The sequence below is a fragment of the Methylobacterium sp. WL8 genome, from assembly GCF_008040045.1.
Taxonomy (GTDB): Bacteria; Pseudomonadota; Alphaproteobacteria; order Rhizobiales; family Beijerinckiaceae; genus Methylobacterium; species Methylobacterium cerastii.
On sequence record NZ_VRVF01000027.1, the window covers coordinates 1 to 23,437 of the forward strand.

Annotated in this window: 25 protein-coding genes and 1 pseudogene; 10 read left to right on the plus strand and 16 right to left on the minus strand. The window is 72.2% G+C overall.

Annotated elements, in window-relative coordinates; translation table 11 throughout:
• Positions 1-201: 201 nt before the first annotated feature.
• The 3 genes and pseudogenes from FV234_RS11725 to FV234_RS11735 form a co-directional block, all read left to right on the plus strand.
• A pseudogene (locus FV234_RS11725) lies at positions 202-984 on the plus strand (SLC13 family permease); the annotation flags it as partial.
• A 16-nt stretch (positions 985-1,000) separates the two neighbouring features.
• A complete protein-coding gene (locus FV234_RS11730) occupies positions 1,001-2,338 on the plus strand; it encodes an acyclic terpene utilization AtuA family protein (RefSeq protein ID WP_147829434.1) in 1,338 nt (445 codons plus the stop codon).
• Between the two features lie 15 nt (positions 2,339-2,353).
• Positions 2,354-2,659, plus strand: a complete 306-nt coding sequence (locus FV234_RS11735) for a hypothetical protein (protein WP_147829436.1) — start codon at positions 2,354-2,356, stop codon at positions 2,657-2,659.
• Positions 2,660-2,768: 109 nt separating this feature from the next.
• Here FV234_RS11735 and FV234_RS11740 read toward each other — a convergent pair whose 3' ends face one another.
• From FV234_RS11740 to wrbA, 4 genes are all read right to left on the minus strand, one after another.
• Entirely contained in the window at positions 2,769-3,005 is a 237-nt protein-coding gene (locus FV234_RS11740; protein ID WP_147751348.1) for a hypothetical protein, read from the minus strand.
• 130 nt (positions 3,006-3,135) lie between these two features.
• The gene (locus FV234_RS11745) at positions 3,136-3,318 is read right to left on the minus strand and encodes a hypothetical protein (protein ID WP_147751349.1); all 183 of its coding nucleotides are present in this window, start codon (positions 3,316-3,318) and stop codon (positions 3,136-3,138) included.
• Positions 3,319-3,420: 102 nt separating this feature from the next.
• Positions 3,421-3,612: a hypothetical protein gene (locus tag FV234_RS11750; RefSeq protein WP_147751350.1), complete on the minus strand. Its 192-nt coding sequence runs from the start codon at positions 3,610-3,612 to the stop codon at positions 3,421-3,423.
• 96 nt (positions 3,613-3,708) lie between these two features.
• Complete coding sequence (gene wrbA, locus FV234_RS11755) at positions 3,709-4,356, minus strand: NAD(P)H:quinone oxidoreductase (RefSeq protein WP_238272793.1); 648 nt, start codon at positions 4,354-4,356, stop codon at positions 3,709-3,711.
• 177 nt (positions 4,357-4,533) lie between these two features.
• Between wrbA and FV234_RS11760 the strand changes: the two genes are divergently transcribed.
• The 3 genes from FV234_RS11760 to FV234_RS11770 all read left to right on the plus strand — a co-directional run bounded on the left by FV234_RS11760 (position 4,534) and on the right by FV234_RS11770 (position 5,819).
• Positions 4,534-4,824 (plus strand): hypothetical protein, encoded by a 291-nt coding sequence (locus FV234_RS11760; RefSeq protein ID WP_187273658.1) that lies wholly within the window; start codon positions 4,534-4,536, stop codon positions 4,822-4,824.
• A gap of 55 nt (positions 4,825-4,879) precedes the next feature.
• Complete coding sequence (locus tag FV234_RS11765) at positions 4,880-5,236, plus strand: hypothetical protein (protein ID WP_147751353.1); 357 nt, start codon at positions 4,880-4,882, stop codon at positions 5,234-5,236.
• A gap of 208 nt (positions 5,237-5,444) precedes the next feature.
• Positions 5,445-5,819 carry a response regulator gene (locus tag FV234_RS11770; protein WP_147751368.1) on the plus strand — a complete coding sequence of 125 codons (375 nt, stop codon included), beginning with the start codon at positions 5,445-5,447 and terminating at the stop codon, positions 5,817-5,819.
• 110 nt (positions 5,820-5,929) lie between these two features.
• On the opposite strand, the gene FV234_RS11775 is transcribed toward FV234_RS11770, so the two are convergent.
• Positions 5,930-6,340 (minus strand): DUF1236 domain-containing protein, encoded by a 411-nt coding sequence (locus FV234_RS11775; RefSeq protein ID WP_147751354.1) that lies wholly within the window; start codon positions 6,338-6,340, stop codon positions 5,930-5,932.
• A 143-nt stretch (positions 6,341-6,483) separates the two neighbouring features.
• Positions 6,484-9,828 (minus strand): DEAD/DEAH box helicase, encoded by a 3,345-nt coding sequence (locus FV234_RS11780; protein ID WP_147751355.1) that lies wholly within the window; start codon positions 9,826-9,828, stop codon positions 6,484-6,486.
• Between the two features lie 523 nt (positions 9,829-10,351).
• Between FV234_RS11780 and FV234_RS11785 the strand changes: the two genes are divergently transcribed.
• Together FV234_RS11785 and FV234_RS11790 are read left to right on the plus strand one after the other, a co-directional pair.
• The gene (locus tag FV234_RS11785) at positions 10,352-10,588 is read left to right on the plus strand and encodes a hypothetical protein (protein ID WP_147815635.1); all 237 of its coding nucleotides are present in this window, start codon (positions 10,352-10,354) and stop codon (positions 10,586-10,588) included.
• Positions 10,589-10,592: 4 nt separating this feature from the next.
• Entirely contained in the window at positions 10,593-10,772 is a 180-nt protein-coding gene (locus FV234_RS11790) for a DUF2934 domain-containing protein (RefSeq protein ID WP_147751357.1), read from the plus strand.
• A 31-nt stretch (positions 10,773-10,803) separates the two neighbouring features.
• On the opposite strand, the gene FV234_RS11795 is transcribed toward FV234_RS11790, so the two are convergent.
• The 10 genes from FV234_RS11795 to FV234_RS11840 form a co-directional block, all read right to left on the minus strand.
• Positions 10,804-11,292 (minus strand): response regulator, encoded by a 489-nt coding sequence (locus FV234_RS11795; RefSeq protein ID WP_147829440.1) that lies wholly within the window; start codon positions 11,290-11,292, stop codon positions 10,804-10,806.
• Positions 11,293-11,568: 276 nt separating this feature from the next.
• Positions 11,569-11,856, minus strand: coding sequence for a hypothetical protein (locus FV234_RS11800; protein ID WP_147751359.1), 288 nt, complete (start codon positions 11,854-11,856; stop codon positions 11,569-11,571).
• A gap of 131 nt (positions 11,857-11,987) precedes the next feature.
• Positions 11,988-13,040, minus strand: a complete 1,053-nt coding sequence (locus FV234_RS11805; RefSeq protein ID WP_147751360.1) for a zinc ribbon domain-containing protein — start codon at positions 13,038-13,040, stop codon at positions 11,988-11,990.
• Between the two features lie 76 nt (positions 13,041-13,116).
• Positions 13,117-14,397 carry a DUF3829 domain-containing protein gene (locus FV234_RS11810; RefSeq protein ID WP_238272795.1) on the minus strand — a complete coding sequence of 427 codons (1,281 nt, stop codon included), beginning with the start codon at positions 14,395-14,397 and terminating at the stop codon, positions 13,117-13,119.
• A gap of 44 nt (positions 14,398-14,441) precedes the next feature.
• Complete coding sequence (locus tag FV234_RS11815) at positions 14,442-14,783, minus strand: hypothetical protein (RefSeq protein ID WP_147751362.1); 342 nt, start codon at positions 14,781-14,783, stop codon at positions 14,442-14,444.
• 229 nt (positions 14,784-15,012) lie between these two features.
• On the minus strand, positions 15,013-16,083 hold the full coding sequence (locus FV234_RS11820; protein ID WP_147751363.1) for a glycosyltransferase: 1,071 nt from the start codon (positions 16,081-16,083) through the stop codon (positions 15,013-15,015).
• Positions 16,080-16,997 (minus strand): galactosyltransferase-related protein, encoded by a 918-nt coding sequence (locus FV234_RS11825; protein WP_147751364.1) that lies wholly within the window; start codon positions 16,995-16,997, stop codon positions 16,080-16,082. Before FV234_RS11825 ends, FV234_RS11820 begins: the two co-directional genes overlap by 4 nt.
• A gap of 23 nt (positions 16,998-17,020) precedes the next feature.
• Positions 17,021-18,178: a glycosyltransferase gene (locus FV234_RS11830; RefSeq protein ID WP_147751365.1), complete on the minus strand. Its 1,158-nt coding sequence runs from the start codon at positions 18,176-18,178 to the stop codon at positions 17,021-17,023.
• Between the two features lie 21 nt (positions 18,179-18,199).
• Positions 18,200-19,087, minus strand: coding sequence for a glycosyltransferase family 2 protein (locus FV234_RS11835; protein WP_187273659.1), 888 nt, complete (start codon positions 19,085-19,087; stop codon positions 18,200-18,202).
• Positions 19,077-21,131: an HAD-IIB family hydrolase gene (locus FV234_RS11840; protein WP_147829442.1), complete on the minus strand. Its 2,055-nt coding sequence runs from the start codon at positions 21,129-21,131 to the stop codon at positions 19,077-19,079. The genes FV234_RS11835 and FV234_RS11840 overlap by 11 nt, the downstream gene beginning before the upstream one ends.
• A gap of 60 nt (positions 21,132-21,191) precedes the next feature.
• Here FV234_RS11840 and FV234_RS11845 point away from each other — a divergent pair, with 60 nt between their 5' ends.
• Both FV234_RS11845 and FV234_RS11850 read left to right on the plus strand, forming a co-directional pair.
• Positions 21,192-22,232, plus strand: a complete 1,041-nt coding sequence (locus FV234_RS11845) for a glycosyltransferase family 4 protein (RefSeq protein WP_147751370.1) — start codon at positions 21,192-21,194, stop codon at positions 22,230-22,232.
• Positions 22,232-23,425, plus strand: a complete 1,194-nt coding sequence (locus tag FV234_RS11850) for a glycosyltransferase family 4 protein (RefSeq protein ID WP_147829444.1) — start codon at positions 22,232-22,234, stop codon at positions 23,423-23,425. The genes FV234_RS11845 and FV234_RS11850 overlap by 1 nt, the downstream gene beginning before the upstream one ends.
• The last annotated feature ends 12 nt before the right edge of the window (positions 23,426-23,437 follow it).

Consider the following 23,437-nt stretch of genomic DNA (forward strand, 5'->3'; position numbering starts at 1 on the left):
CCTGCACCGGAGGTCGTCATCTGGCCAACGGAACCGAGCAGATCAGCGCCGCTCGCTCACCCCGCCATCGTCACACGGCCGACGATGCACTAACTTCGAACCTGGGCCACCGAATGGGGGCAGGCCAGCATCCACCCTCCTTCAGGGTTCAGGATGCCCGAAAACCTTGCGCTCAGCGCGGACCAGTTTGATGGGGCAGGGTCAGTCGGCCTCGTCTTCATCTTCACGGCCGCCTACTGGCTCGGCCTTCGCGAGGAGCGCCGTCTCGCCCAGGCGCCGCGCGCCGCCGCGGCGGGGACCGCCTCCGCGCCGGCCCCCGTCGCCCGCACCTTGAGCGATGCGGAGCGGTCGCAGCGCCGGCCCTGCCGGTTCTGGATCAACGTCGTCCTCACGGTCGCCGTGCTCGGAACGATGGTGTTCATGGCGGAGAAGGTGCCGCCGGCCCTGATGTTCATGCTCGGCACCGCGCTGGCGCTGATCGTCAACTACCCGCAGGTCGACGCCCAGCGGCAGCGCATCGACGCCCACGCCAAGGCCGCGATCCTGATGGCTTCGATCCTCCTGGCGGCCGGCGTGGTCACCGGCATCATGCAGGGCACCGGAATGCTGAGGGCGATGGCGCAGACCGCCGTGACCTTCGTGCCGCCGGAGATGGGACGCCACATCCCGTTCGCGCTCGGCCTGGTGTCGATGCCGCTCTCGATGCTGTTCGACCCGGATTCGTTCTATTTCGGCGTCCTGCCCGTGGTGTCCGAGATCGCCCACCATCTCGGCGTGCCGCCGGTGCAGGTCGCGCAGGGCGCGCTGCTCGGCCAGATGACGACGGGCTTCCCGGTGAGCCCGCTGACGCCGGCGACGTTCCTGGTGTGCGGCCTGACCGGCATCGACCTCGCCGACCACCAGAAGTTCACCTTCCCGTTCCTGTTCGCGGCCTCGGTGGTGATGACCGTCGCCTGCGTCCTCCTCGGGGTCTTCCCCCTCTGACAGCGGAGATCGATCCATGAGAACCGTCCGCCTTGGCGCCGGCGCAGGCTATGCCGGCGACCGGATCGAGCCCGCCGTCGAACTCGCCGAGCGCGGCGCGATCGACTACCTCGTCTTCGAGGGCCTGGCCGAGCGCACCATCGCGCTGGCGCAGCAGGCGACGCTTCGCGATCCCGGGGGCGGCTACGATCCGCTCCTGGAGGCGCGCATGCGGGCGGTGCTCGCGCCGTGCCGGGCGCGCGGCATCCGCATCGTCACGAACATGGGCGCGGCCAACCCGGTCGCCGCCGCGCGGAAGACCAGGGCGCTGGCGCAGGAGCTCGGCCTCACCGGGCTGACGGTCGCCGCGGTGACCGGCGACGACCTCCTCGACGCGGTTCGGGCCGGCGACTTCGCCCTGGAGGAGAGCGGCGAGGCGGTGGCCGACCTCGGCAACCGCATCATCTCGGCCAACGCCTATCTCGGCGCCTCTCCGATCGTGGAGGCGTTGGCGGCCGGGGCCGACGTGGTCATCACCGGGCGCGTGGGCGATCCGGCCGTGTTCCTCGCGCCGCTGATCCACGCGTTCGGCTGGGCGATGGACGACTGGGAGCGCCTAGGCCGCGGCACGCTTGCCGGGCACCTGCTCGAATGCGCCGGCCAGATCACCGGCGGCTACTTCGCCGATCCGGGCTTCAAGGACGTCCAGGGTCTCGCACGCCTCGGTTTCCCCATCGGGATCGTGTCGGAGGACGGCACGGTCGAGGTCACGAAAGTCGAGGGCTCGGGCGGCCATGTCAGCCTCGCCACGTGCAAGGAGCAGATGCTCTACGAGGTGCACGATCCCGCCCGCTATCGTCAGCCGGACGTCGTCGCCGACTTCTCCGAGGTCGAGATGGAGCAGGTCGGCCCGGATCGCGTCCGTGCGACCGGCGCCACGGGCTCGCCCGCGACCGGCTTCCTGAAGGTCTCGGTGGGTTACGTCGATTCCTACGTCGGCGAGGGCCAGATCTCCTATGCCGGCCCCGGCGCCCTTGCCCGCGGCCGGCTCGCCCTCGAAATCGTGCGCGAGCGTCTCGCGCTCACCGGGGTGGCGTCGCGCGAGTTGCGCTGCGACCTGATCGGCGTCGACGCGCTGCACGGGCCGGCCCTGTCGGAAGGGCGGGAGCCCTACGAGGTCCGGGTCCGCGTCGCCGGGCGGACCGACACCCTCGCCGAAGCCGTGCGGATCGGCAACGAGGTCGAGACGCTCTACACCAACGGCCCCGCCGGCGGCGGCGGCGCCTGGAAGTCGGCCCGCGAGGTCGTGGCCGTGCAGTCGGTCCTCGTCCCGTCCACGCTGGCGACGCCGCGCGTGCAGATCGTAGAAGCCTGAGCAGGAGAGCGGATCATGAAGCCACGCGCGCTCGCCCACTCCCTCACCGGAGACAAGGGCAACACCTCGAACATCTCCCTGATCGCCTACGACCCAGCGGATTACGACCGTCTCGAAGCGCATGTCACGGCGGAGCGGGTGCAGGCGCATTTCCGCGAAATCGTGACCGGACAGGTCGTGCGCTACGCGCTGCCCAGGATCGGAGCGCTGAACTTCGTGATGACGGGCGCCCTCGGCGGCGGCGCGACCCGCTCGCTGGCGCTCGACGCACACGGCAAGGGCCTCGGCTCGGCCTTGCTCGATTTGGAGATCCCCGACTGAGCCGAGACGACCCTTGCGCGCGAGGTGACACGGCCCGCCGCGACGGCCGGGGCGGTGTCGCCGCCGGTGGCCGAGAAGGCGAGCGGGGCGTTGCTCGCGCCGAACACCGCTACCGGCCTAGGCACGGCGAAAGAGAAAGGTTTGGGCACGGGAGCGACTTTCGGTCGAGCTGCGCCGCATTCATCCGAACGTACAGGAAATCGCGCTGCCTCCGCATGTCCGCGAACAGGCTCAGCCGGCCGACCGTGCGGGCACGCTCGCCCGCGTGCCACGCGTGCGGCAGCCCGGTCTCGGCCATGCAAGTTGTGACGAGGGCATCGCCGATCCCGAGGATGGCCTTGGCCATCAATTCCAGGCGATCAGTTCCAGGGATGAGGCTCGGAGCGTCTGCGGGACCTGCCGACCGGTGTCGAAGGCTTCGCCGGTCATCCGCGCGCGAGAACGTTCCCGTGCGGCTCGTTCGCGACGAGACGCCGTCAGGTCGGCTGCACTTCCGTGTCCTTCACCGCGGGATCGTCTTCCACCGGGACCGTGGGCTGGGGTTGCGGGTCGGCCTCGATGTCCTCTTCGCTCGCCGGGACGACCTCGTCGAGTCGCGCGGGGTCTTCGATCAGGGCGCCCGGATCCTCGCCCGGCATCGGCGTGTCGGCATGGTTCATGACGTTGGTCTCTCTGGGACGAGGTCGGGGGAAGCGTTCAGGGGGAAGGCCCTATGGGGGCGCGGTGCCGCGCGCCGGCGCCCCCGGGATCGGACGGCGCCGTCAGGCGTCCGCGTCGTCGGCGTCGAGGATGCCTTCGAGGTCGCCGACCAGTGCGTCGAGCTGCTCGGAGGTGGAGCGGATCTTGAACGTCGTCCCGTCCTCCGCCTCCACGGCGATCTCCACGTGGTCGCCGACCTTGGCCGCCAGCGCCTGCTTCAGAATGTAGGTCGTCACGTCTGCCTTGTCGGCCATGCCGTCTCCTTCACGTTCGCCGCGGGCAACGCTGCGCAGAGGCGTTGGTTGGTGCGGCAGAACCTCGCGGCGGGGCGCAGCGGCTTGGTATCGCGCTCACGAACGCCGGCAGGGCATCTCGCCGGCGGCGATCAGGGCCTGGGCGATCGCCACCGTACGGCGGCTCTGGTGGCGGATGGCGTCGAGGTCCTCGCGCCGCGGGTCGGCGTTCTCGGCGCCGACGATGGCCGAGGCGCCGTAGGGCGATCCGGCCTCGAGCATCGCCGCGTCGGTGTAGCCCGGCGGGAGGATGACCATGCCGAGATGCGCCATCGGCGCGTAGAGCGACAACGTCACCACCTCCGAGCCGCCATGCGGCCAGGAGGCGACGGTGAAGGCGCCACCGACCTTGCCCGAGAGCGCGCCGCGCTTCCATTGCGGGCCGAGCAGGTCGAGGAAGGCCTTCAGCTCGGTGGCCATCGCGCCGAAGTAGCAGGGTGTGCCGAACAGGATCGCGTCGGCCCATTCCGCATCCTCGTGGGTCGGCGCCGGGTACAGCGCGTTCTGCCGCGCGGCGTTCTCCGTCCAGCCCTCGACCTTCGCCATCGCGTCGGCATCGGCGACTTCGCGGGCGCGGCGCAGACGCACGGTGGCGCCGGCGTCCCGCGCGGCGTCCGCGGCCGCCACGGCCAGCGCCTCGACGGAACCGGAGCGCGAGTAGAAGACGATCAGCACGCGGGCGGGATCGGAAAGGGGATCGGACACGGTGGTTTCCTTGGTCGAGATTTCTCCGACGTAGGGCGGCCGGCATCCGCGGGACCGCGCCCTGCCAAAGGGCCGCGCCGCGGCGGCCGGTCGCCAGCGCCACAGGGGTGGAGCCATCGCACACGCTGCACGTTGCCCGTCCGAAGTCCGATGCGATCGGGCGAGCGAGGTTTCACGGTGGCAGAACAACTCTCCGGACAGGCCGGCCGACAGGGCAAGCGCGGCAAGCCCGCCCTCTACGTGCTGGTCGCCAGCGTGGGACTGATGGTTGCGGCCCTCGTCGGACTGATGGTGTGGCAGGGCGCCAGCTCCCCGCCCGACTACGCGAGCCAGAGCCAGGCCGCGTCGCGCGCGCAGATCACCGGTTCCACGACCGGCCGGAGCGATGCCCCATCCTCGGCCAACACCGGCGCCGTGCCGGCTGGCAACCCGGCCTATCCGCAGCCCGCCAAGCGGGACGCCAACTGAACCCGTCGTCGAACCCGCCGTTCCCGGGTTCGACATCCTCCTGGGAAGCCCGACGATGACCTTGCGTTCCGAGACTCCGCCCTCTCCCGCCAACCTCGACTTCGGTACGCCGCCGGACGACGAGAACCCGACCTCGGCCCAGCTGAAGGCCGACATCGATAGCGGGCGGACCGGAGACAAGGTCAGCCACGGCGACGTCGGCGCGGCGCCGCTCGGGACCTGCGACGAGGCCGGCGACACGCCGCCGACCCCGCAACGGATCAAGCTCGCGCGCGAGAACGAGGCCGCGTCTGAGCGAGTCCGTGCCGCCGCCGACGTTCACGGCGAACGCTCCTGGGTGATGCCGCTGTTCTACGGCGCCGTGGTGGCGATCCCCGTCGTGGTCGGCGCCGCGATCCTCCTGCTGCGCTGATCCGAGGTCGTCGCGCGGCTCGCCGCTGGCGGCCTGTTCGCGTCAGACAGCGGAGATCGTTCCGACAGGGCGCTCGACCCTTCTGTCGGCATTCGTTTGCTCACCGGACATGGGCATTCAGAAAAATTGTTCGCTCATCGCCGTAAAATTCATACGGCGCATGCAAATCCAGCCCGCAACCAATCACGGTAACCTTTGTTGGAAAGCCATGCCGGCAAAGCGTAACCTCGATACGTGCTTCATCCTCGTCGTCGAGGACGACGACCTCGTGCGTCTCTACGCGGTCGAGATGCTGGAGGATGCCGGCTTCGCAGTCGTGGAGGCCCGCCAGGCCGACGAGGCTTGGTTCATCCTCCACGAGCGCTCGGATATCGGCGCGGTCTTCACCGACGTCGACATGCCGGGCACGATGTGCGGCGTGAAGTTGGCCGAACGCGTCTCCGAGGCGTGGCCCGACATTCGCCTGGTCCTGACCTCCGGCCGGCATCGCCTCGCGGATGAGGAGGTTCCCGATCACGGGCTGTTCGTGCCGAAGCCTTACAAGGCCTCCCAGGTCGTCGAGGCGCTCGAACAGGCTGCGTGACGGCGTCTGCCTGATTGGAAAATCCTCTGCGGCTCGTCGTCGAGCGCGCGAAATTTTTCGACAGGAACTGCGCCTTCGAGCGCCGTATCGTCGATGGCGTCCGTCAATTCTCAGTCGATCACTTCCACGATGCGGCGGGTGCCCGGCTCGACCAGCACGGGATGGTCGTTGACGATGGTGTAGTTGTAGCCCGCGAGCTCGAACTCGCGCGGCACGTCGTAGTAGACGATGCCATCCTCCGGCAGCACCGTGCCGATCCGCACCGGCCCGCGATAGGCGAAGGACGGGCGCCGCTCGGCGCTGGCATAGATCCGGAAGCGTTCGCGCCGGTCGATCCCGAGGATGCCGTTGGCGGTGCCGACCGCCGCCCCGAGCGCCCCGCCGACGACCGCGCCAAGCGGCCCCGCCATCTCCTCGCCGCGTTGCGCGCCCTCGCGGGCACCTTGCTGCAGGCCCTGCGCGGATGCGCCCGTGCCGAGGACGAGCGCGAGCGCGGTGGCTGTGAAGGTGAGGCGGGGCATCGGATCGATCCTGGGCGTTTCGAGCCCGCAGCGCGGCGCTGCGGTTTGAAGTCGGAATAGCATCGATCGCCCGCAATCCGCAGCCGGTGGCGACTCCCGGGTGGTCGGGCCGGCGCGCCCGGCCTTTTCGCCGGGCGCGTCGATCAGGCAGCCCGTTCGGCGCCGCGCGCGCAGGCTGCCCGCAACCGGTCCAACAGGTCCATAGCGAGTGCTGTGCGCTCCGCCGGCTCGGAGACCGGGCGGCGCAGGACGACGCGGCCGTCGCGCAGGACGAGATCCTCGCAGGCCGGCATCGGCCCGACCTTGACGCCGGGCCGAAGGTCGGCGGCAAGCCCCTGCGGACCTCCGTTCAGCCGGGCGACACCGAGTTCGCGGCAGGCCGCACGCAGGCGCCCGAGGGCGAAAAGGGCCGCGACCGGCTCGGGCGGGGCACCGAAGCGATCCTCGACCTCGCCAGCAAGGGCCTCAATCGCCGCCACGTCCCGCAGGCGCAGCAGACGCGTGTAGAGGCTGAGCCGGATCTCCGGCTCCGGCACGTAGTCGGCCGGGATGGCGCCGGGCAGGCCGATCTCGATCTCGGGGCACCAATCCTCGGCCTCCTCGCCCTTGGCGAGACGCAGGGCCAGCTCGAGTAGATGGCGGTAGAGGCCCAAGCCCACGAGCTTGGCATGGCCGGCCTGGTCCTCGCCGACGAGGTCGCCCGCCCCGCGAAGGTCGAGGTCGCGGGCGCTGATCGCGAAGCCCGCACCGAGGCGGTCCATCGCTTCGAGGGCCCGCATGCGCTGCTCGGCCGCCGGGCTCGGCGGCGCGGCGGGGTCGAACAGCAGGTGGACGACCCCGCGGCGCTGGCCGCGCCCGACCCGGCCGCGGAGCTGGTGAAGCTGGGCCAGTCCGAACTTCGCGGCGTCCCAAACCAGCATCGTGTTGGCGCGCGGCACGTCGAGCCCGCTCTCGATGATCGCGGTGGCGAGCAGCACGTCGCCGCCGCCGTCGGCGAAGCGGACCATCGCCTCGTCCATCTCGGCCGGCTTCAATCCGCCATGCGCGACGACGACGTCGAGGTCCGGCACGAGGGCCCGCAGGCGCTCGGCCATCGGCGCGATGTCCTCGATGCGCGGGCACACGACGAAACTCTGCCCGCCGCGACGATGCTCGCGGACGAGGGCATCCTGGACCGCGTCGGGGTCGAAGCCCGCGACCAGGGTCCGGACCGGCTGGCGCAGGGCCGGCGGCGTCGACAGGATGCTCAGGCTTTGAAGCCCGACGAGGGCGGATTGCAGCGTTCGCGGGATCGGCGTCGCGGTGAGCGTCAGGACGTGCCCCCCGCCGGCGAGGCGCCGCAGGTCGGCCTTGGTCTTCACGCCGAAGCGCTGCTCCTCGTCGATCACCGTCAGGCCGAGGTCGGCGTAGGCGACGCCGCGCCCGGCGAGCGCGTGGGTGCCCACCGCCAGCCGCACGGTGCCGTCGGCGAGACCCGCCTTGACGCGCTTGGCCTCGGCCGGTGAGACGAGGCGCGAGAGCTGCGCCACCTCGATCCCGAAGCGGGCGAAGCGCCGGCGCAGGGTCTCGGCGTGCTGGCGCGCCAGCACCGTCGTCGGCGCGATCAGCACCGCCTGCCGGCCGGCGAACAGGGCTGCGGCGAGCGCCCGCAGGGCCACCTCGGTCTTGCCGAAGCCGACGTCGCCGCAGACCAGGCGGTCCATCGGCGATCCGGAGGCGAGGTCGGTGAGCACGGCGTCGAAGGCCGCGGCCTGGTCGTGGGTCGGCGGGAAGCCGAAGCCGGCCGCGAACCGCTCCATTTCGCGGGCCGGCGGCCGGATCGCCGCGACGCCGGCCTCCCGGCGCTCCCGGGCGGTCTCCAGCATGTGGCGGGCGGTGCGCGCCAGGGTCGCCTCCGCCGCGAGGCGCCGACGCGCCCAGGTGCCGCCGTCGAGCTTGTCGAGGGTCACGGCGGCCGGCTCGGAGCCGTAGCGCCAGATCCGGTCGGCCTGGGCGACCGGCACCATCAGTACCGCGTCATCGGCGAAGCGCAGGCGCAAGGCCTCCGTCGCCGGCCGGTCGGCGACGGAGGCGACCGGCTCCAGCCCCTCGAACACGCACAGGCCGCGGTCGCGGTCGACGGCCACGTCGCCGGGCCGAAGGTCGACCTCGCAGAGCGGCAGGACATGGCCGGCGGGGCCGGCCGGCGCGGCGTCCGGCCCGTAGAGGTCGGCTGCGGCGAACACCGTCGCGCCGTCGGCGTGGAAGCCCGCCGCGAGGGGCACCTGCAACGCCAGCAGCTCGCCGGGCGCAGCCGCGGCAACTTCCGCCCAGCCGTCGATCAGGCGCACGGCGCGGTCGGCCACGGCGGAGGCCTCGCGCACGAGCCGGCGCAGGGGCAGGCTCTGGCCGGCGAGCACGATCCGCCGCCCGGCCTTCAGCTGCGCGCGCAGCAGTTTGGCAAAGGCAGCTGCCGGGCGTGCGGCGCCCGCGAGCCCCGACAGGCCGACACTCTCGGCGGCCGCATGCGTGGCGGCCATGATCGTGCGGGCCTCGACGGCGCGCGTCCACGCCGCGTGCGAGAGGTAGAGGTCCTCCCCGCGCCCAGCCACACCGTTGCGGCTCCCCTTGCCGGCATCGCGCAGGGCACGCGCCTCGTCGATCTGCTCGAAGAAGGCGGCGGCCCGCACTGAGGCGCCCTCCTCGACCACGAGCCCGGCGTCGGGCAGGTAGTCGAGCGGCGCGACGAGGTTCGGGTAGAAGCGCGCCAGGGCGTGCTCCTGGCCGGTGAAGGGGCGCAGGCGATCCTCCGAGCCCTCCGCCAGGACGATCTCGGTAGCAGGGTCGATCACCAGCCGACCTGCGTCGCCGACCGAACGCTGCGTGATCGGATCGTAGACCCGGATCGCGGTGACGCGGCCGTCCGCATGCTCGATGCGGGACGGGCGCGACGCGTCGGCGGGGAACACCTCGATGGTGCGGCCGCGGATCGCGACCTCGCCCGGCTCGTCGACCCGCTCGTCGACGACGTAGCCGAGGCGGACCAGGGTGGCGGTGATCGCCTCCGGATCGATCCGGTCGCCGGCCGCGAGCGACACGTGCGCGTCGGCCCAGGTCTCGCGCGGCGGGACGCGCTGCGCCAGCGCAGGCCCGGTGGTGATGACGAAGTCGGGCGGAGAGGCATCCGTGCTCAACCGGCGCAGGACGGCGGCGCGCAGGCCCATCGTCGCCCGGGAGGGCGAGGCGTGGTCCAGCGGCAGGCAGTCCCATTCCGGGTAGACCAGGATTTCGGCCGCAGGCGCCAGCGTACGCAGGACCTGGGCGAGCTCGTCGAGGCGCCGCGCATCGCGCGCCACGTGCACCACCGGCTTGGCCGATGCCCGGCGCCCCGACCCGTCCTGTGCCGCGATGTCGAGGAGCGAAACGGCCAGCGCCCCGATCGGAACGAGGGGCGCATCCTCCATCGGCGCGGGGCTCCGCTCGGCAGCCTTTCGTCGACGCTCGGCCATTCGTGACTCCGTCCTCAACCCTTGGACTCGGCAACGCGGTTCGGTTCGCGCCGGTCCCACGGGAAAGCCGGCTATTCACAGATCATGCGTGCGACCTGCGGACGCCCGTCACCCTGGAAACCGCCTCGCGAAGGCGCCGCAGGCCGCGGGCTCTCAAGGCGAGCGAGCTGGGCATTCCGGCGCCGCGTGGACGCATCGACGCAGCGCGAAAATACTCGGATCGGAGGCGTGCGACGTCCGGCCCCGCGCACGGCCATATCGTATGTTAGTGCGTGCCGCGCGCGGAGGTGCAGTTCTAGACCATCGCTGACCACGGGACCGGCCGTCAGCGCCTGCGAGACACTCGTGCTCCCGCCGTCCCGGAGCGGCGAAGCCCATGGCATGTTGCGATTTCGACGTTCGAGACGACGGCGCCGCGGCGTATCGCGACGGTGCAAGCGTCCGATCCGGCCGAGGCATCCCGATCATGAGCGCAGGTCGTCCGCCCTCCGCCGAACCCGACGGTCCACCATCCTACCGGGCGATGATGTTCGGAGCGGACGGCCGGATGGTGCTTCAGGCGGTGATCGCGGCCGAAGGCGACGACGACGCGAAGGCGCAGGCCCTGGCGTTGGTGGACGGTCACAGTGTCGACCTGTGGGACCAGCTACGGTTCATCGACCGGTTCGAGCCGGATCCTGCCCCTGCGCAGGTCCGGACCATCAGGGCGCGATCCTCGGATCGCGCAGGAATGCGGCTTTTGCCCAACGAAGATCTGTGAACGCATGGACGACGACGGCCCCATCCCGATCGAAGAGATCCGGCAGCGCGCCTACGACCTGTGGGACCGGCACCACCGCCCCGAGGGGCAGGAAATGCGGTTCTGGGTGCTGGCCGAGCGGGAGCTGAGGGCGGAGCGCCGGACCCGGCGGGACGGCCCGGCCTCGCATTCGTCTCAGGGCTGACGGATCGACGCCGGCGCGCCGCGGTCGAGCCTCAAGTCTTGTCCGGTTCGGCGACCGGCGCGGCGACGGCCCCGATGCCGATGCCGAGTTCCATTCCCGAACGAGGCGGCAACCCGATCGGCAGCATCGGGGCCGCCGAGGGCTCTTCCTTCTCTCGCGAGAGCTCGGCCTCCACTTCCCGGATCACGTCGGCAAAATGGTACGGCTTCCGGAGGAGCCGCGTGCCCGGCGGCAACGCACGCTCGAAATCGCCGCCCGCGCCCCAGGTCACGATGATGCCGATCGCCGGCCAACGGTGGCGAACGAGTTGCGCGAGGGCGACGCCGTCCCCCGCGATGCTGCGCCCGGTGATCAGCACGCGCACGTCGTCGGATCGTTCGAGCACGGACAGCGCCTCTGAGGCGGTGCGGACCTCGATGGTCCGGAAGCCCACATCCGCCAGCATGTCGGCGGTGACCAGGCTGACGATCTGGTCCGTCTCCACGATGAGGATGGCGACAGGTCCGTCGGCGGCGGTCAAGGAACTTACTCCCAATACCAATCTTGCGGTCGCGGCCATGGGCAGCGACGGGCAATTCGGCGTGACGATCCAGCCGCCCGCGAATTTCGGAGGCTGAAAGCACCACTAACGCAGCAAATGCAAACCTCCTAGTCCCGCGACGAACTCTGCGGAGGCGCTTGCAAGATTAACGATCATTTGTCTATCGCGCGCCGGCTTAGGCGCCAGACGTGTCGATCGGCAGAACGACGCACGCGGCGGCCGTACCGGATCGGGACGCAGCGTCGCACGGCGTCGCTAGGCGCCGGCCTGTGCTTCGAGACGTTCCGCCACGTAGCGCGCGCGGGAAGCGCCGTCGCTCACCGACCCCGTCCGTTCGCACCAGGCCGTGAACGCGGCGAGTTCCAGCGGGACCCGCACGACGTCGACGCCGCTGCGCGACACCTCGCGCTCGACCTGCTCGGCCGACATCCGCCAGGCCTCATAGGTCTCCGGCAGGTTCGCGCCGTCGGCGAGCCCGCGGCGGAGGCCGTCGTAGTGCTCGGGGCTGTACCAAGCCACGCCGACGCGGTGGGGACGGCTCATCGGAGATCCTCTGTCGGCGCGGGCGGCCTCGGGCCTATGCGCGGGGGACCGAAATCAGCATGGGACCACCCAATCGCCCGCGTGAAAAGGGCGTTCCGCCGCCCACCCCCCGCGATCTCGCCCCGGGGCGGCTACGCCGCGGTCGCCGTGATCGGCCGGCGCTCGCCGCATCCGCGGCAGAACCGCTCGAAGGTGCTCTTGCGCTGTGCGCAGGCCGGGCATCGCTCGAACACCCCGAGCCCGCAATGCGGGCAGAAGTTCGTGGCCGGGTCGTCGAGGGCGATCCCGCGCTCGCAGCCCGGGCAGACCTTTCGGGCGAGCCGCGCCAAGGCCTCGTCGGTGGCGATCTCGGTCCGGCGCTCGGCGTCGGGCCGTGCCTCGACCAGGGCCTGCCGCTCCCGATAGGCGTGCAGGGCGTTGATCGCCGCCCGGCCCCCGACGAGGGTCAGGACCGCGCCGACCCCGTACTGCACGTAGCCGCCGTAGCTCGGGAGATAGGGCACCAGCTCGACGAAGAACGCGAAGGCGGCGGCCAGCGCAAAGCCCCACACGAACGGCCAGTTGCGCGTGTTGCGCCGCCTCATCAGCAGCCAGCCGGCCAGGAGCAGGAGCGGCAGGGTCAGGGCGAGGCGGTAGCCGAACACCCGCAGCTCCTGCCCACGCTCCGCCGCATCGAGCTTGGCCTGCGCCTCGGCGCGCAACCCGGTGTCGGCGGCTTCGAGCGCGGATTCCCGCTCGCCGAGGTCGAAGGCGGTGCGGTTCAGTTGCTCGAGCCGCTCCTCGACCGTGCGCTCGGCCGCCTTGAGCTGGTCCAGTCCCTCGGTGCGGGCGACGAGCCCGGGGTCCTGATCGACGCGCTGCGTGGCGTTGCGGGTCTTCAGCCAGTTCGCGAAGGTCTCGCGCGCCGCCTCGGTGGCCGAGCGGGCGGCGTCGAGCGCCAGCTGCGCCGCCTCGGCCTGCCGCCGCGCGTCGTCCTGCTCGCGCCGGACCTTTTTGAGCGCGGCATCCGAGGCGCGGGCCGGCTCGCGGTCCAGGAACTGCTCGACGGTGTAGCGGTGCTCGACCTGCGGCAGGTCGCCGACGACGAGCGAGCCGAGGCCGATCAGGAAGCCTGCGAACAGCAGGGCGACGAGCCACAGGGCGGCGTTGAACCAACGCTCGGAAACGCGGGTGCCGTTGGCCACGCTGGGCTCTCCTCAGGTTATGACGGAACGCTAGGGCATGCCCCGGACCTCGGGACGGCGAAACGCAGGCGGACGTTCAGCCCGGCCGCGCGCGCATTTCGTTGCGGATGCAGGTTTCGATGTCGCGCACTGAGCGGTTGTAGGTGTCGTTGAACAGCTGCGCCGGCTGGCTCGGGTCGCCCTTCGCCTTGATGTCCCGGGCGACGTCGCGGCCGTGCCCGATCACGCTCGCCACCGTGTCGGCGTAGCCGGTACACGCGGAATCCGCCTTCGGAGCCAGCGCGTCGAAGGTCGTCCCGAGCTGACGGTTGGCGGTCGAGACCTCGCCGAGCGCGGCGAGGAACGGCGCCACGTCCGACTTCGGCCCGAGCGCCTCGAAGCGCTTCACCGCCCGCTTCAGGGCGAGGCTGGTGTCCAGCAGCCGGCGGGCCGGCGCATCCTCCGGCAGGGCGGCCGCGCGCCGCTGGTCGCGGGCCATCTCGCGGTCGAACAAAGCGGTGCCGTAGGCGTCCATCGCCTTGGCCGCCGCCTCGACCTGGGGCACGAGGATCGGGTGCTGCTCGCGCGCGAGGCGGAACCCGTCCACCTTGAACTCGCGAGTGGTCTGATAGCGGGTCAGCGCCTTCAAGGTCGGGTTGAGCGTGCGCAGGCTCGCGAGGAGGATCGCGGCCGGGGCGTCGACCTCCGGCACGACGCCGGGCAGGGCGATTGCCGTCTCCAGTTCGCCGATCACCCCGTCGAAGTCGACGATGCCGAAATGGTACCACGCGTCGGCGCCGGGCTTGAACTTCGGCTTCAAGACCCGCTCGTTGTCGCGCCGGTAGTCGGCGAGCTGGCGCTCGATCGGGTGCGAGCGCACGAGGTGGTTCTGCGCCTCGGTGTAGGCGTCGGCCTTGGCCGCCGCCTGCGCCTCCGGGCTTGCCGGCGGGGTCACGGATCGCGCGGGCCTCGTGTCCGGCGCCCGGGCGGCGACCGCGGGCGGCGCGGCCTGCAGGATCGCCTGCGACGCCGGCGGCAGGCCGGGGAAGTCGCACTTGAACGCCTCGACCATGCTCTTGCGCACGGTCTCGTGCGCCCGGGCGCACTGATGCGCGATCGTCGTGCGGACCGCCTCGTTGCGGGTCACCGCCTCGCGGAAACTCTCGCGCAGATTGTCGATGCCCTGGCGGATGTTGGGGCGGACGGCCTCCGGCACGCCGGGGCTCGCCGCGCACTGCGCATAGGCCTCGAAGAAGGCGTCGCAGCTCTCGATGCCGACCGGCGTGACCGGCGTCACCGCCGCCGCGGGCGTCACCAGGGCGACGGCCAGGCAGGCCGCCGCGAGGTGGGGAACGCGTCGTTTGCGCGTGGTCGTCATGGGCATGACCTTCCGGGTCTGGGCCGATCCGGCCGTCGGCCGGCTCACAGGTTGCGCAGGGCGAGAAGGGGCACGAAGGCCGCCAGCGCCACGGGGATCGACCAGTATTCCATCCGCATCCAGAACAGCTTGTGGAGGCTGTACAGCAGCACGCGCTCGTTCGTGACCGGATCGACGAGTTCGCGCGGCGGCTTGCCGTTGAGGCGCCGGCCGACGAACCAGTTGGCGGCGGCGGCAGCGAACAAGCCGAGGCTGACGGCGAGGAACGTCAGTTCAGGATGGCCGGCCGCACGCAAGGCCAGACCTCCCGCCGCCCCGACGAGGATGGCGGTGACGGCAACCACGGGCAGGACGAGGATTCCCCAGCCGGACCAGATGAACAGCATCGCCAGAGCCTGACTTTTCGATCGCGGTCGCGGTCGAACACGCGTAAGGACGTGCCCGTGCGATCCGGAAAAGCCACGACTGCGCATCAAGCCTGCCGCTACCGGATTCGGACCGCGGGATTGTCTTGGGCGTGCGAATGCGGCGACGCTGTGTTCACGGCGGCGTGATCTGCAACGGAACTCCGGGACGGCCAAGCCTCGCTTGTCTCGACGCGTCGCCGAAGCCGGCTCAGACGAGGTTTTCGTGCTCCGCTCGCACCTGTGCGTAGAGGGCTTCGCAGCGCGCAAGCCACAGGTCGCGGGTGAACAGGCGCATCACCCGGGCATGCGGGACCGTGCGCGGGATCGCGAGCGCCTGACCGAGTGCGGCTGCAAGCGCGATCACGTCGTCCGGCGGCGCGAGGCAACCGGCCTCGCCGACGACCTCCGCGGCCGCCCCCATGGCGATGCCGGCGACCGGCACGCCGCAGGCCATGGCCTCGATCGCCACGAGGCCGAAGGGTTCGTCCCAGCAGGGCGTGAACAGGAAGACCGAGGCACGACCGACTTCGCTTGCCAGCGCCGCGCCCGAGAGGTGCCCGCCGTAGCGGATCGGGCCGCCGAGATGCGGGGCGACCTGCGCGTCCCAGTAGTCTTGGTCCTCCACCGGGCCGAACAGGGTCAAGGGGATGCCGGCGCGCCGGGCCGCCGCGACGGCGCAATGCGTGCCCTTGATCGGCGCGATGCGGCCGGACCAGACGGCGGTTCCGTCGCCGCGATCCTGATAGGGCCAAGACGCGGGATCGACCCCGTTGTGGAGGACCGAGACGCCTGCGGGCGCCGCCTCCCGCCACCACGACCTGCGTTGGGCCTCCGACGTGACGGTGACGCGATGGCCGGGCACGAGGCTGTCCTGCACGAACCAGCGCAGGGCGTCGTAGGGCGGCACGTGGAGCGAAGTGACGGTGGGCGTCGCCGCGAGGCGGAGGCCGTCCAGCGGCAGGCGGCTGAGGGAGTTGTTGTGCAGTACGTCGAAGCCGCCGTCCGCGATCCGGTCGCAGGCGGCGGCGTAGCCGGCATCGACATGGGCCTTGAGCCCGGCATCGCCCCGATGCTCGAGGCCGGGGAAACTGCGCTCGTGGTGCACCGGGATCACCGGGTCGATGGCGAATCGCGGGTCGCTGTCGCCGGCGGCGAACAGGACGACCTCGTGTCCACGCGCGGTCAGGCCTTCGGCGAGGGCCCAGGTATGCGCCTCCATGCCGCCCGCAAAGGGCGGCGCCACGGGATGGCGGAGATGGGCGAGCAGCGCGATCCTCACGCCGTCGCCGCGGCGGCGGCCTGGGCTTCGAGGAAGCGGATGACGGAGGCCGAATTGCCGTAGGGCTGGTGGCTCTGCTGGCCGGTCAGCGCGAGGTCGCCGGCCTCCGGGCGGCGCAGGATGCGGATCGGCCGGTCGGGGGCGTCGTCGATCAGCCCCATCACCTTGAAGGCGTAGAGCCAGTGGCCCATCGTGCGGTAGCCCCACTTGGCCTCGAACAGCTCGGCGTTGCGCACCACGCTGTCGAGGTGGTGGACCGGCGGCATGTGGTGCGGGTGGTACTGGTGGTAGGCGAGGCCGCCCTTCATCCAGGCGATGGGGATGCCCGCACGGTCGAGGACCTTGCCGAAATCCGTGTCCTCGCCGCCATAGCCGGTGTAGCGCTCGTCGAAGCCGCCGGCGGCCAGGAAGGTGGCGCGCCGGACCGCGAAGTTGAGGGACCAGAAGCAGCGGTAGTCGTCGCAGATCTCCAGGCCCGACGCCGGGGGGCCGCGCCGGTCGGAATGGCGCTCGGCGACCGTCGCGAAGGCCTCGCAGGTCCAGTCTCCGATGGTGGCGCGCTCGGGCAGGTGGAGCACTTCGCCCATCAGCAACCCGTCGAGCTCGGCGAGCCCGCGCGCGTAGTCGGCGACGAGGTCGGGGGCCGGGATGCAGTCGACGTCGAGGAAGACCACGGCGTCGCCGCCCGCCGCCGCGACGCCGCGGTTGCGCGCCGCAGCCAGCGGCAGCTCCGTGCCCGGCACCAGGATCTGGCGCACCGGGAAGCCGACCTCGGGCAGGTCGTAGGGCGCGTCCTGCATCACCGCGACGACGAACTCGGCGGGCTTTTGCGTCTGGCGCTCCAGGCCGCGGAGCACGTTGCGCAGGTGCGCCGGCCGGCCCTTGGCCAGGGTCACGACGGAAACGGTGGACATGGGGCGGTCTGGCTCCGGGAGGTTCAGGCGGTGCGGGATGCGGGCATGCGGCCGGCGACGACCGTGAGCGGAGCAGGCTCGGCCGCGCCGTGCCAGAGTTCGTCGGTCAGGCCTTCGAGCCATCCGGCGGCGCGCGCGGCGGCGTCCGGCGCGTAGAGGCTGCGCAGGGGGGCGGGGTCGAGGCCGCGCGCCCGGTCTAGGAGGTCGCGCCAGCCTTGGAGGTCGCCGGGCCAGATTGGGGCCTGGACCGCAGCCCCGAGCCGGACCAGGGCCTCGGCCTTCCGGGTCTGCTCGCCGAAGTAGCGCCATTCGGGCATCACGATCAGCCGGCCGCCGACGCGGGCGACCTCGTGGATCGTGTTGTCGCCGGCCGAGGCCACCACGATGTCGGCGGCGGCGAGGTAGTCGGTGACGGAGGGCACCCAGCCGAGCTCGCGCAGGTTGGCGAAGTCGGTCTCGTGGCCCTCGCGGTGGGTCGGCCCCAGGGTCAGCCACAGGGTGTCGGGCGCAGCCCGCGCCGCCACCGTCAGGGGTGCGTAGGGCGTGCCGCTGCCCCCGCCCCCGGTGATGGCCACGACGATCTCGCGCTCAGCATCGAGGCCGAGCTTCGCCCGCGCCTCCGCTCGGTCGGGCACGCCTTCGACGCTGGTGCAGAGGCCACCGCTGTAGAACGTCTTGGCGCGCAGGGCGGCCGGGTAGTCGTCCTGCTCCATGCGCTCGTCGAAGGGGGCCAGCATCCCGACGCAGGCCTCGTAGGCGCCGACATGGCCGATGTCGGAACGGTCGCCGTGCATGCGGATCTGCACCGCGGGCACGCTGGCGATGCGCGCGAGCAGGGCGATCTCCGCCGAGACGTCGACCATGAACAGGCCGACGTCGCGCTCGTCGAGGTGGTCCAGGATGCGCCGCATGGTCCGGCGCATCTCGGCGAGCCCCAGCGGCACGCAGTGCATCACCTGCGGCGTCGGCTCCGCGTAGAGGCGCGGCGTCGGCACGGACGCGCCGATCATGTTCGGCAGCGGCACGATCTCGATGTCGCGGGAGAAACCGTCGAACAGCGACGGGCCGGCGGTCAGCACGGAGACGGGCCGGTCCTTTGCGAATTCGGCCGCCACCGCCATCGTGCGGTTGGCGTGGCCCCGTCCCTGATGGTGGACGAAGAACGCGATGGGCTTCTTCATGGCTGTGGGATTCGCGATCCGTCAGGAGAACAGGGCGTCGGGCCGCAGGGCGGCGGCGATCTCGGTCGGGTCCGGCCGGCGCAGGACTTGGATCGCGGGGGCGTCGTCGTCCCAGGCGATCAGCCCGGCGGCCCGGAACTGGTCGAGCCAGTAGGTCATGCACCAGCGCCCGTGCGCGCGCCGGAAGCGGGCGGCGTTGGCGAGGATGGCGTCGAAGTGCTGCAGCGGCGGCACGTGGACGGGATGGTGCTGGTGGTACGCGCGCGCGCCGCCGACCCAGAAGGTCGGCAGGCCGGAGGCTGCGAGGCGCATGGCGAGGTCGGTCTCCTCCCCGCCATAGCCGGCGTAAGCCTCGTCCATGCCGCCGCATGCGCGCCAGGCGTGGGCCGGGAGGGCGAAGGACAGGCCCCAGAGCTGGCCCGGATCCGGCTCCCGTCGCAGGCCCTCGGCAGGAACCGGGGGACGGGCCGGATGCGCCCGGCCGAGCCGCGCGAGCGCGGCGTCGTCGGCGGCGACGTCGGCGTCGAGCCCGGGCGGCAGGTACAGAACCTCGCCGAGGAACAGGCCCTCGGCCTGTGCCGCCGCGCGCCGGTAGGCCGCCACGAGGCAGGGCGACGGGATGCAGTCCACGTCGAGGAACACGAGGAGGTCGCCCGAAGCGGCCTCGGCCGCGCGGTTGCGGGCGGCCGCGAGCGGCATCGGCTCGCCGGCGACGTGGCGATGGCGGACGGGGCAGCCCGGGTCGGGCAAGTCGGCGGCACGCTCCGGCTGCATCCAGGCGATGACCAGCTCGCGAGGTGGCACGGATTGCCGCGCCAGCCCGGCCATGAGGTTGCGCAGCCGGTCCGCCCGGCCGCGGACCAGGGTGAGCACGCTCGCCGACGGCCCGTCGGACGCGTCAGACGGCATCGGCCAGCATCCGGCGGAAATGCCCGACGCCCTCGATGATGCCGCGGGCGTGCGAAGCGCGGGCGACGTAGGAGTGCTGCAAGCCGGCGTGGCTCGCCAGGTCGTCGGAGTAGTTGGCCACGATGATCGCCTGCGCCCCGGCGCGCAGCATCTCGACGTCGTTGCCGGAATCACCGGCGACGAACACCGCCCGCTCCGGCAGGGCGTAGAGGGCGCGGACATGGGCCACCGCCGTGCCCTTCGACGCCGCCGCCGGCAGCACGTCGAGGTAGCGGCCGTGGCTGTGGATCACGGTGGCGCGTTGCCCCGCGAGGGCGAGGCGGGCGCGCACCGCCCGCGCCGCCGCGGCGTCGGCGAAATAGCTCAGCTTGTGCCCGCGCTGCTCCAGCGGCCCCTGGGGCACGAGCCCGTCGAGGCCGGCCAGGACCGCGTGGACGCCGGCCCGGTCCCAGTCGGCGGAGACGGCGGTGCGCCACGCGAGGTCGGCGGCGTAGGTCACGCCGTTGGGGTCGAGATGGTAGATCTCGGAGCCGACCGAGGTGATCATCACCTGCGGCCGCGGGCTCATCTGCTGCTCGAGGATCGCCATCGCGCTGTGGAACGACCGGCCGGTGGCGACGCCGAAGGCGAGCCCGGCCTGCCGGCTACGCCAGCGCCGGAAGATGCCGAGCGCCGCCGCGCAGCCGACGAGCGTGTTGTCGATGTCGCAGACCAGCATCTGGCGCGGCGCCGCCAGGGGCGGCTGCGGCGCTAGCAGCGCACCGAGCAGGGCGTGGTATCGCGCGGCGTGCTGGTCCCAATCGTAGGCGGCGGCCGCGCGGGCGCCGCCTGCCACGCAATCGGCGTACAGCGCCGGCTCGCGGAGGATGCGCAGGCACGCCGCCGCGATGGCGTCGGGCGCGCGCGGGTCGACGAGGAGCCCGTTGCCGCAGGTCTCGACGATGTCGTTGGGGCCGCCGCTGTCGGTGGCCACCAGCGGCAGCCCGGCGGCCGAGGCCTCCAGCAGCGTCAGGCCGAACGGCTCGTTGAGCGCGGGGTTCACGAAGACGCCGCCGCGGGCGCGGGCGTAGGCGTAGATCGCCGGCACGTCCTCGGGATCGTGGGTCTTCGGGTAGGCCACACGCCCGTAGAGGTCGTAGCGGTCGATCAGCACCAGGATCTCGCGCAGGGTGGCGGGCATGTCGCCGTCGAGCGCGTCGATGTCCTCGCGCATGCCCGCCATCAGGACGAGGTTCGCACGCGCCTGAAGCTCGGGACTCTCGCCGTAGGCCCGCACCAGGGCGGCGAGATTCTTGCGCGCCACCGGCCGGGCCAGCGCCAGCAGCGCGGGCTTCTCAGGCTCGTGCAGGAAGCGGTCGATGGTGGCGTCGATCCGCGCCAGCGGCTGGGCCGCGGTGAACCGCGCCAGGTCGCTGCCCGGCGGCAGGACCCGGATGCGCCCGGGATCGTAGGCGGTGTACCCGGCATACTGCACCTCCGCCTCGTCGCGCGAGGAGGCGACGACGAGGCTCGCGCGTGCCAGCGCGCCTTCCTCGGCGGCGATGCGATGCACGAGGTCGGGGGCGTCCTCCGCGCCGGCACCCATCAGCGCGGCCTTCACGCGCCCGAGCGAGTGCGCGGTGAACACGAAGGGGATGCCGAGCGCGTCCTGGACAAGCGCCGCCACCGAGGCGGCGTCGGCATAGTGGGCGTGGATCATGTCCGGCGCCCGCGGCTGCCGGGCGATCCAGGCGACGAGGTTTCGGGCGAAGCTCGCGACCTCCGTGTGCATTTCCTCTTTGGAACGGTAGGCCGGCGACGCGCTTGCGAGCCGCACCAGTTCCACCTTGTCGGAGATCCGCTCTTCGGGCACGGCGTAGTCGGGGCCGTGGATGCCGTCGAACAGGCGCGTCGCCATGACGATCCGCGCGATGTCGGCATCCTGCGCGGAGGCCGCCACGAGGTCGAGCAGGTAGCGGATGTGGCCACCGGTGTCGGCGGTCAGGCCGAACGCGACTCCACCGCCGCGAAGGCAGCCTTGCAGGGCGACATGCAGGACGAACATCAGGCGGCCGGCGTCTCAGCCGTGACCGGGCGAGGAAACGTTACAGGTGAGGTCTCGACCGTGATCCGCGTCGCCCAAGTCGCCCCCAACATCTTCCCCGTTCCCCCCGAGCATCACGGCGGCACGGAACGGGTCATCCACGATCTCGGCACGGCGCTGCGTCTTATAGGTGTGGAGGTAACGCTGTTTGCCCCCTCCGACAGTGCGACAGACTTGCCGCGCGTCGGCAACCACCCGAGCCTCGCCGCCCTGGAACGGCGCCACGGGCGGGTCGCGCCAGGCGTCCCGGCTGCGCTCGACGCCCTGCAGCTCGAGGCGCTGCGGCTGCGCCTCGACCAATTCGACATCGTGCATTGCCACGGCGAGTTCGCGCATGCGGCGCTCCTCGGGGCGCGCCGCCGCCACAGTCTCACGACGGTGCACTGGCGGGTGGACGAGCTCGACCGGGCGCTGTTCTTCGCGGGCTTCCCGGACCTGCCGGTGGCGGCGATTTCGGCGGCGCAGGCGGCCGAAATCCCGGCCGCGAACCGGGCCGGGATCGTGCATCACGGCATCGCGCGGGACCGCTACGCGCTGAGTCGGCGACCCGAGGCGCACGTCGCCTTCGTCGGGCGGATGACCGACCAGAAGCGGCCGGACACCGCGATCCGCGTCGCGCGCGCCGCCGGCCTGCCGATCAGGCTCGGCGGCACCGTCGACGTCGGCAACCCGGACTATTTCGAGCAGCGGGTGCGCCCGCTTTTGGGCGACGACGCGACCTACCTCGGCCCCGTGGACGACCGCCGCAAGGCCGACCTCCTGGGCGGCGCACGGGCGCTGTTGTTCCCGATCGACTGGCCGGAGCCCTTCGGGCTCGTGATGATCGAGGCGATGGCCTGCGGCACGCCGGTGGTCGCCTGGAACCGCGGCTCCGTGCCGGAGATCGTCGAGGACGGCGTCACCGGCTTCATCGTTTCCTCGGAGGCGGAAGCGGTGACGGCGCTCGGGCGGATCGGTCAGCTCGACCGCGCCCGGGTCCGCGCACGCTTCGAGGCGCGCTTCACCGCCGACCGCATGGCGGCCGACTACCTCGCCCTCTACCGCCGCCTGCTCGCCGCCTGATGCGGGTCGCCTACCTCGCCTGGGACTACCCGCCGGCCCCGAGCGGCCTCTCGACCGCGGCCCGCGAGATCGCCGAGAGCCTCGCCGAGGCCGGCGCCGACGTGACCGTCTTCACCCTCGACCGCACGGGGTGCGACCGCATCGGCGGCGTCGACGTGGTCGGGCTTGCCCTACCGCCGGGTGGCGCGCTGGCACGCCTACGCCGCCGGGGCTCGGCCGGGCACCTCGCGGCCCCCCTCGCCTTTCGACGTGCGGTGCTCGCGGCCCACGCCCGCCAGCCGTTCGACGTGGCGGAGGCGACGAACTGGTACGCCCCCGCCGTGCTGCTCGCGGGACGCCGCGACCTGCCGCTGGTGACGCGAAGCTCGACGCCCGCCGCCTTCACCCGCGACGCCCCCGCCACGCTGCGCGACCGCCTCGACGGCCGAACCGCCGATTTCCTGGAGCGCAGGCAGGCGCGGGGCAGCGCCGGGCTCGTCGCCAACACCGCCGAGCACGGCGCGGTGATCGCGCGCGCCTACGGCCTGTCCGGCCCGCAACCGGGGGCGGTGATCGGCTTGAGCCTGCCTCCCGCGATCACGGAGGCCGCGCGCGGCGCGTCCTATCCGGAACATGAGAAGCCGGTGCGCCTGCTCTTCGTCGGGCGGGCGGAGGCGCGAAAGGGCTTCGACGCCCTGCTCGGGGCGATGGCGATCCTCGCCGACGAGGCGGCGCGCGGGTCGGGGCCGTCCGTCCGGCTCGATCTCGTCGGCGTGCCGGCGGCGGACTTGCCGGCCGATCTTCCCGCGGCGGCGCGGGCCTGCATCCGCCCGCTCGGCCGGGTTCCCGCAGACGATCTCGCGCAGGCCTACGCCGGGGCCCATGTCGTGCTCGCGCCCTCACGCTACGAGAGCTTCGGGCTCGTCTACCAGGAGGCGCTGGCCTACGGCCGCCCGGTGGTCGCCTGCGCGCTCGACGCGAGCGCGCGCGCCTTCGTCGGCGATCCCGGTGCCGGGCCGCTGGCGCGGGACGCCACCGGCGCCGCGCTCGCCGACGCGATCCGCCCGCTGCTCGCCGACCCGGACGTGCGCGTCGCCTATCGCGCCCGCGCGCTCGCGGCGGCGGGCCGCTTCACCCGCGAGGGCTTGGCGCGCCAGACCCTCGACCTCTACGCCCGCGCCCTTGCCTCGGCGCAATCGCGACAGGCGCGTTGAAGCGGACGTGTG

Coding starts and splice junctions, on each gene's coding strand:
- FV234_RS11730 (WP_147829434.1), top strand. CDS start 1,001: ATGAGAACCGTCCGCCTTGGCGCCGGCGCAGGCTATGCCGGCGACCGG.
- FV234_RS11735 (WP_147829436.1), top strand. CDS start 2,354: ATGAAGCCACGCGCGCTCGCCCACTCCCTCACCGGAGACAAGGGCAAC.
- FV234_RS11740 (WP_147751348.1), bottom strand. CDS start 3,005: ATGGCCAAGGCCATCCTCGGGATCGGCGATGCCCTCGTCACAACTTGC.
- FV234_RS11745 (WP_147751349.1), bottom strand. CDS start 3,318: ATGAACCATGCCGACACGCCGATGCCGGGCGAGGATCCGGGCGCCCTG.
- FV234_RS11750 (WP_147751350.1), bottom strand. CDS start 3,612: ATGGCCGACAAGGCAGACGTGACGACCTACATTCTGAAGCAGGCGCTG.
- FV234_RS11765 (WP_147751353.1), top strand. CDS start 4,880: ATGACCTTGCGTTCCGAGACTCCGCCCTCTCCCGCCAACCTCGACTTC.
- FV234_RS11770 (WP_147751368.1), top strand. CDS start 5,445: ATGCCGGCAAAGCGTAACCTCGATACGTGCTTCATCCTCGTCGTCGAG.
- FV234_RS11775 (WP_147751354.1), bottom strand. CDS start 6,340: ATGCCCCGCCTCACCTTCACAGCCACCGCGCTCGCGCTCGTCCTCGGC.
- FV234_RS11780 (WP_147751355.1), bottom strand. CDS start 9,828: ATGGCCGAGCGTCGACGAAAGGCTGCCGAGCGGAGCCCCGCGCCGATG.
- FV234_RS11785 (WP_147815635.1), top strand. CDS start 10,352: ATGATGTTCGGAGCGGACGGCCGGATGGTGCTTCAGGCGGTGATCGCG.
- FV234_RS11790 (WP_147751357.1), top strand. CDS start 10,593: ATGGACGACGACGGCCCCATCCCGATCGAAGAGATCCGGCAGCGCGCC.
- FV234_RS11800 (WP_147751359.1), bottom strand. CDS start 11,856: ATGAGCCGTCCCCACCGCGTCGGCGTGGCTTGGTACAGCCCCGAGCAC.
- FV234_RS11810 (WP_238272795.1), bottom strand. CDS start 14,397: ATGACGACCACGCGCAAACGACGCGTTCCCCACCTCGCGGCGGCCTGC.
- FV234_RS11815 (WP_147751362.1), bottom strand. CDS start 14,783: ATGCTGTTCATCTGGTCCGGCTGGGGAATCCTCGTCCTGCCCGTGGTT.
- FV234_RS11825 (WP_147751364.1), bottom strand. CDS start 16,997: ATGTCCACCGTTTCCGTCGTGACCCTGGCCAAGGGCCGGCCGGCGCAC.
- FV234_RS11830 (WP_147751365.1), bottom strand. CDS start 18,178: ATGAAGAAGCCCATCGCGTTCTTCGTCCACCATCAGGGACGGGGCCAC.
- FV234_RS11835 (WP_187273659.1), bottom strand. CDS start 19,087: ATGCCGTCTGACGCGTCCGACGGGCCGTCGGCGAGCGTGCTCACCCTG.
- FV234_RS11840 (WP_147829442.1), bottom strand. CDS start 21,131: ATGTTCGTCCTGCATGTCGCCCTGCAAGGCTGCCTTCGCGGCGGTGGA.
- FV234_RS11850 (WP_147829444.1), top strand. CDS start 22,232: ATGCGGGTCGCCTACCTCGCCTGGGACTACCCGCCGGCCCCGAGCGGC.